The organism is Collinsella sp. AF25-2LB (assembly GCF_003458415.1).
Taxonomy (GTDB): domain Bacteria; phylum Actinomycetota; class Coriobacteriia; order Coriobacteriales; family Coriobacteriaceae; genus Collinsella.
In genome coordinates this window covers 32664-38731 of sequence record NZ_QRUF01000019.1, presented here as the reverse complement: position 1 = coordinate 38731, position 6068 = coordinate 32664, and the positions used below count along the sequence as shown (strand labels likewise).

The 6068-nt window shown below is 58.1% G+C and carries 6 protein-coding genes and 4 tRNA genes; 1 reads left to right on the top strand and 9 read right to left on the bottom strand.

The genetic code is table 11. From position 1 onward, the window contains the following. Positions 1-145: 145 nt before the first annotated feature. The 5 genes from DWY51_RS08395 to serS all read right to left on the bottom strand — a co-directional run bounded on the left by DWY51_RS08395 (position 146) and on the right by serS (position 2989). Positions 146-222, bottom strand: a tRNA-Arg gene (locus tag DWY51_RS08395). A 348-nt stretch (positions 223-570) separates the two neighbouring features. Beyond that, a tRNA-Arg gene (locus tag DWY51_RS08390) sits at positions 571-647 on the bottom strand. Between the two features lie 353 nt (positions 648-1000). Further along, positions 1001-1077: transfer RNA gene (locus DWY51_RS08385), tRNA-Arg, on the bottom strand. 77 nt (positions 1078-1154) lie between these two features. Next, positions 1155-1532, bottom strand: coding sequence for a hypothetical protein (locus DWY51_RS08380; RefSeq protein WP_117770522.1), 378 nt, complete (start codon positions 1530-1532; stop codon positions 1155-1157). A 173-nt stretch (positions 1533-1705) separates the two neighbouring features. Continuing rightward, the gene (gene serS / locus DWY51_RS08375; protein ID WP_040359108.1) at positions 1706-2989 is read right to left on the bottom strand and encodes a serine--tRNA ligase; all 1284 of its coding nucleotides are present in this window, start codon (positions 2987-2989) and stop codon (positions 1706-1708) included. Positions 2990-3100: 111 nt separating this feature from the next. Here serS and DWY51_RS09580 point away from each other — a divergent pair, with 111 nt between their 5' ends. Then, positions 3101-3274, top strand: a complete 174-nt coding sequence (locus DWY51_RS09580; RefSeq protein WP_006235069.1) for a DUF6724 family protein — start codon at positions 3101-3103, stop codon at positions 3272-3274. A 156-nt stretch (positions 3275-3430) separates the two neighbouring features. On the opposite strand, the gene proC is transcribed toward DWY51_RS09580, so the two are convergent. The 4 genes from proC to DWY51_RS08355 form a co-directional block, all read right to left on the bottom strand. Beyond that, positions 3431-4201, bottom strand: a complete 771-nt coding sequence (proC, locus tag DWY51_RS08370; RefSeq protein WP_055285927.1) for a pyrroline-5-carboxylate reductase — start codon at positions 4199-4201, stop codon at positions 3431-3433. 73 nt (positions 4202-4274) lie between these two features. Continuing rightward, complete coding sequence (rlmH, locus tag DWY51_RS08365; RefSeq protein ID WP_117770521.1) at positions 4275-4745, bottom strand: 23S rRNA (pseudouridine(1915)-N(3))-methyltransferase RlmH; 471 nt, start codon at positions 4743-4745, stop codon at positions 4275-4277. Between the two features lie 6 nt (positions 4746-4751). Next, entirely contained in the window at positions 4752-5690 is a 939-nt protein-coding gene (locus DWY51_RS08360; protein WP_117770520.1) for an SPFH domain-containing protein, read from the bottom strand. Between the two features lie 288 nt (positions 5691-5978). Continuing rightward, positions 5979-6065: transfer RNA gene (locus tag DWY51_RS08355), tRNA-Leu, on the bottom strand. Positions 6066-6068 lie beyond the last annotated feature (3 nt).

Here is a 6068-nt window from a genome sequence, read left to right as displayed (position 1 = left end):
CCGGCTTCGCCCGCCTGCCGGCGCGCTCGCCCGCGGGCTAAAAACGCTCCGCGTTTTCTTTACGCCCGCGCCTCGACCGAGGTTCGAATCCATGCGGTGTTTACGTAAAAGAAAAGCCCCCGTTGCCGGGAGCTTTAATCTCAAATGGTGCGGCGTATAGGATTCGAACCTATGACGTTCTGATTCGTAGTCAGACCCTCTATCCAGCTGAGGTAACGCCGCGACTTGTTGATTATTATGCACATCGACTGAATAAAGGTCAAGCATTTTTCGAAAAAAGTTATTGAATTTGATTTTTACTCATTTTGACCACTTGATGCGATCTTCGACGCATCGCGATATAAGAAAAGCCTCCGTTACCGGAGGCTTTAAAATTCAATTGGTGCGGCGTATAGGATTCCGCGCATCCGCTGCGCGGATCCGCACCGGCTTCGCCCGCCTGCCGGCGGACTCGCCCGCTCGCTAAAAACGCTCCGCGTTTTCTTGACGCTCGCGCCTCGAACGAGGTTCGAATCTCCGCAATGCCCCCGTAAAGGAAAAGCCCCCGTTGCCGGAGGCTTAAAACTCAGTTGGTGCGGCGTATAGGATTCGAACCTATGACGTTCTGATTCGTAGTCAGACCCTCTATCCAGCTGAGGTAACGCCGCAACGCACGGATTATTATGCACGTGACCCCTCGATGGGTCAAGCGACAATTTGGAAAATTTTTACGAAGTGATGATTAAGACGCCCGCGCCTCGGCCGAGGTTCGAATCCATGCAGTGCCGACGTAAAAGAAAAGCCCCCGTTGCCGGAGGCTTTAAGTTCGATTGGTGCGGCGTATAGGATTCCGCGCATCCGCTGCGCGGATCCGCACCGGCTTCGCCCGCCTGCCGGCGCGCTCGCCCGCGGGCTAAAACGCTCCGCGTTTTCTTGACGCCCGCGCCTCGACCGAGGTTCGAATCCATGCGGTGTTGCCATAAAAGAAAAGCCCCCGTTGCCGGAGGCTTTCAATTTCAATTGGTGCGGCGTATAGGATTCGAACCTATGACGTTCTGATTCGTAGTCAGACCCTCTATCCAGCTGAGGTAACGCCGCAGCGCAAGACATATAAAACCACTTTAGCTTATTGGAGTCAAGCACAATCTCAAACTTTTTTGTGGAACGCAGTTTTGTCACGCTGCTCCGCATATACCGCCGTTCCCCGTACGATCGATTGGCTTTTCGATCACGTCGAACTTAGCATCAAGTTCCCTCAGGAGCGATCTCACCCGCTGGGCACAATCATAATCGGCAAACGAGATGCTCAGCATGCGCGCGACCTGGTTGGAAGTCCCAACTCCATAGAAGTGCTCCAGCGCCACAAGTCCCTCGTGCGTCACAAAGGTCTCGACCACATGCGGCGACTCCTCAAAGCACCATTGGGTCAACGGACCCTCACTCGTCTGCCGAAGCACCAGGCCACCCATGCCAGACGGCTCACACGTTACAAGCAGGTACTCCCCGCCTTCGTCGCTCTCAAACAAAACCACCCGATCATCAAACAGCTCCATCGCGTCCCCTTTCTCTCGCTCTTATTTAGCAAAAGCATAGCAGGTAGATGGCTGTATACAGAACAGTTGTTCGTGTGTTTTCTATTGAGCTGTCCGCACGGCATGGTATGGACCTACGCACGAAATAGGGCGCCCCCGAAGGAGCGCCCTTGCATATCCCCTATGCAGGCAAGTTACGCGACCGGCTCGATCTTCTCGAGGCCGCCCATGTAAGGACGCAGAACCTCGGGAATCGTGATGGTGCCGTCGGCGTTCTGGTAGTTCTCCAGAATGGCGGCCATGGTGCGGCCGGCCGGCAGGCCGGAACCATTGAGGGTGTGCAGGTAGCGCGAACCCTTGAAGTTCTCGGGGTCGCGATACTTGATGTTGGCGCGGCGAGCCTGGAAGTCACCGCAGTTGGAGCAGGAGCTGATCTCCTTGTAGGCGTTGTAGCTCGGCAGCCAAACCTCGACGTCGTAGGTCTGACGGGCAGAGAAGCCCAAGTCGCCGGTGCACAGGCTAATCACGCGATACGGAAGGCCCAGCTGCTGCAGCAGGTACTCGGCCTCGGCGGTCATGCTCTCGAGCTCCTCGTCGGACTCCTCCGGCTTAGCGAACTTGACCATCTCGACCTTGTCGAACTCGTGCTGACGGATGATGCCGCGGGTGTCGCGACCGGCGGAACCGGCCTCCTCGCGGAAGCAGGGGGTGAAGGCGGTGTAGCGGCGCGGCAGGGTGTCGGCATCGAGGACCTCGCCGGCGTGCAGGTTGGTAAGCACGACCTCGGCGGTGGGGATCAGGAAGTTGTCGCCCGAGACGTGATAGGCGTCGTCCTCGAACTTGGGCAGCTGGCCCGTGCCAAACATGGTCTGACGCTTGACGACGATAGGCGGCCACCACTCCTTGAAGCCACGGCTGGTGTGCGTATCGAGGAAGAAGTTGATGAGGGCACGCTCCAGGCGGGCACCGGCGCCACCGAGAACGGTGAAACGGCTGCCGGAGAGCTTGTTGCCGCGCTCGAAGTCAAGAATGTCGAGGTCGGTGCCCAGATCCCAGTGCGGCTTAAAGTCGAAGTCGAACTCGCGCGGGGTGCCCCAGCGGCGACGCTCGATGTTCTCGTCCTCGTCCTTGCCGTACGGCGTGGCCTCGCAAGGAATGTTGGGCAGGTGAGCCATGAAGTCGTACTGCTCCTGCTCGAGGGCAGTACGACGCTCGGCCAGACCGTCAATCTTCTCGTTGACGGCGCGCACGGCCTCCTTGGCGGCCTCGGCCTCGTCCTTCTTGCCCTCCTTCATCAGGGCGCCGATCTTCTTGGACTCGGCATTGCGCGTAGCCTGGAGCTCCTCGACCTCGGTGATGACGGCACGGCGCTCGTCGTCGAGCTCAAAGAACTTCTCGCGATCCCAAGACGTCTGGCGATTAGCCATGGCGACATCGATGGCATCGGGGTTCTCGCGAACAAACTTGATATCAAGCATTAGATCCTCCGGCGATATACATTCCATTTAGGTTGCAACCTTGTACATGTATGGGCAAGTATATACTTATGAGCGTTTACGACCCAACTCAACTACGCAAGAAGGCACCCAATGGACGCAGTTTTTTCCTTTTTGTTTGGCACCCGCACCGGTTTTGCCATCCTTTTCGCCGGCGGCATCCTGTTATTTGCGATTCTTGCCTTTGTAATGGAGAAGCGCACCCATAAGATGTACGTCGACCGCGGGCCCAAGTCCGAGGATGAGGAAGACAGCTTCTGGGACTAACCTGCCAAAAAGGGACAGGTTTATTTTGGTCGGTTTTATCTGGGCAAATGCAAGCGCCCCGCAGCTGGAATTGAGCCAGTTGCGGGGCGCTTTTCGTACATGCGACAAAACCGCAGGAAAAACCTGCCAAAATATACCTGTCTTTTTTGGTCGGTTTTATTGGAGAGTTGCGTCAATTGCCTTGACCAGGGCGCTGCGCATGCCGGCGTCCTCGAGTGCAACGACGCCCTTGATGGTGGCACCACCGGGCGAGCATACGGCATCCTTCATCGCCGCAGGATGCTGGCCAGTTGCAAGCTGCAGCTTTGCCGTACCCAGCACCATCTGGCTCACAATGCGATAGGCATCGGCGCGCGGGATACCGTGCTTGACCGCCGCATCGCCCAGGGCCTCGATTGCCATGGCGACAAATGCCGGAGCGCAACCACCCACCGTGCCGCCCACAAACAGCAGACTCGTATCGAGCTCGACCACCGCACCGAGTTTGCCAAGCAGATCAAGCACCACTGCGCTCTGCTCATCACTAAGCGTGGAAGCCTTCTCGCAAGCGATGACGCCCTCGCCCACCGAAACCGGTGTGTTGGGCACCGTCGAGATATGCGCGACGCCCGGCAGGACCTGCTCCCACTTGGCACTGTCCCAGGTCCAGGCAACCGACAGAACGACCTTTTTGGCAAGAGCATCCTTGAGCGGGGCGAATACCTTCTCGATCATGTACGGTTTGACCGCAGCAACCACGATATCGGATGCGGCGACAACCTCGGCGGCATCGTGGCAGGCGACCATGCCGCGCGCCTCGCAGCGCTCAACCAGTGCGTCGTAGCGACCCGCGCAGGCGCACATGTCGCTCGCGGCCACGCCGGCGGCAATCCAGCCATCGGCCATAGCACTCGCCATATTGCCAAAACCGACAAATCCGATCTTCATATCTCATAGTCCTTTCAGACACATTCCTCAAAACGAAAGGTATTGTCCCACGCCATTGTTTCGTATTGCCGACCTATTTGTGATACGGCTCGCCACGGCTGATCTTGGAGGCACGGTAAATCTGCTCTAGCAGCACCACACGCGCCAAGTTATGCGGCAAGGTAATGCGTCCAAAGCTGAGCATCTCGTCGGCGCGGGCGCGCACGTCATCGCTCACGCCGTCCGATCCGCCGATTACAAAGGCGATGTCGCTGTTACCACGCAGCATAAGATCATCGAGCCGCGCCGAAAACTCCTCGCTCGAGCGCTCTTTGCCCTCAATGGCCAGCAGGATCACATGCGCCCGAGACGGCAATGCAGCAAGAATTGCCGCCCCCTCCTTGTCGCGCGCGGCATCCACGCCGCCCGCCTTAGCCGGGTCGATATCGGCCACCTCGCGGATATCAACCTTGGCATAGGCACCTAGGCGCTTGGTGTACTCAGCGCACGCGTCCTTCCAAAAGCGCTCCTTGAGCTTACCGACGCAAACGACGGTGTATTTCACGCGCGTCTACTCCTTCGAATCGTTTTGAACTTTGCCGGCGGTCAGCATCTGCTCGAACATCGAGGCCGACTGCGAAAAGTCGCTCGGCAGCACGACCGTCGAGGTTTTACCCGTGCGAGCGAACTCCGTCATCATCTCGGACCACTGCGTAAACATGAACAGTTGGTTGGCCTCGTCATTGCCGACACCCGTCTCTTGGATGATCTCGAGCGAATCTTTGATACCCAGCGCGATGGCCTTGCGCTGGTTGGCGATGCCCTCGCCCGCCTTTTCCATTGCCTCGGCCTCGGCGGTCGCCTCGGTGACGCGCTTGATGCGGTCGGCCTCGGCGAGCTCCTGCGCAGCAGCGCGCTTGCGCTGGGCGGCGTTGATGTCGTTCATGGAGTTCTCGACCTCGGTCGGCAGCGCGATCTTGGTGATGAGCGTCGACACGAGGGTGAAGCCGTAGGCGGCCATCTGCTCGGAAACGGTAGCGTTGACATCCTTGGCGATGTCATCCTTCTTGGCAAAGACCTCATCGAGCGTATAGACGGGGATGGAAGAGCGCAGGGCATCGGTGATGAAATCACGCATCTGGTCGACGGGTTCCTGCAGCATGTAGTAGCTCTTGTAGATGCCCGAATCTGCCGGGCCGGCGCCCATGTCATAGCTCACGTGGTACTGAGCAGAGACCTCAAGGCCGATGGTCACGTTGTCCTGGGTCTTAACGTCGATGCCAAAACCGTTTTTCATGGTGCGCAGACTCACCGTGGCGGCCTTGCGGTCGATCACGGGCACCTTCATGTGGAAGCCCGCGTTGACGATGCGGTTAAACTTGCCCAAACGCTCGATGATCACGGCATGCTGCTGTTCAACGACATAGCAGGCGTTGGGGAGCAGCAGCAACAGGATGATGATGGGAATCAAAAGGCTGGTAAGGGCGGCGATGATACCGGAAAACAGCATGGTCTCTCCTCTGATAGGCACACGTTGGCATTAGGATACCCGTCCAAGGAGATCGTGCATAACAAAAAAGCTCCCATTGCTGGGAGCTCTTTCAATCCATGGTGCGAGCGAAAGGACGTCCGCGTATCCGCTTCGCGGATACGCACCGGCTTCGGCCGCCTGCCGGCGGACTCGCCAGCTCGCTAAAAACGCTCCGCGTTTTCTTGACACTCGCTCCTTCACAGGTTCAAGTCCCTGCGATGGGCCCATAACAAAAAAGCTCCCATTGCTGGGAGCTCTTTCAATCAATGGTGCGGGCGAAAGGACTTGAACCTTCATGGGGTTGCCCCCATACGGACCTGAACCGTACGCGTCTGCCAATTCCGCCACGCCCGCGTG

Excerpts from the sequence above, each read along its gene's own strand:
- proC (WP_055285927.1), bottom strand. The coding sequence starts at position 4,201 with ATGAAGATCGGATTTGTCGGTTTTGGCAATATGGCGAGTGCTATGGCC.
- DWY51_RS09580 (WP_006235069.1), top strand. The coding sequence starts at position 3,101 with ATGGACGCAGTTTTTTCCTTTTTGTTTGGCACCCGCACCGGTTTTGCC.
- DWY51_RS08360 (WP_117770520.1), bottom strand. The coding sequence starts at position 5,690 with ATGCTGTTTTCCGGTATCATCGCCGCCCTTACCAGCCTTTTGATTCCC.
- serS (WP_040359108.1), bottom strand. The coding sequence starts at position 2,989 with ATGCTTGATATCAAGTTTGTTCGCGAGAACCCCGATGCCATCGATGTC.
- DWY51_RS08380 (WP_117770522.1), bottom strand. The coding sequence starts at position 1,532 with ATGGAGCTGTTTGATGATCGGGTGGTTTTGTTTGAGAGCGACGAAGGC.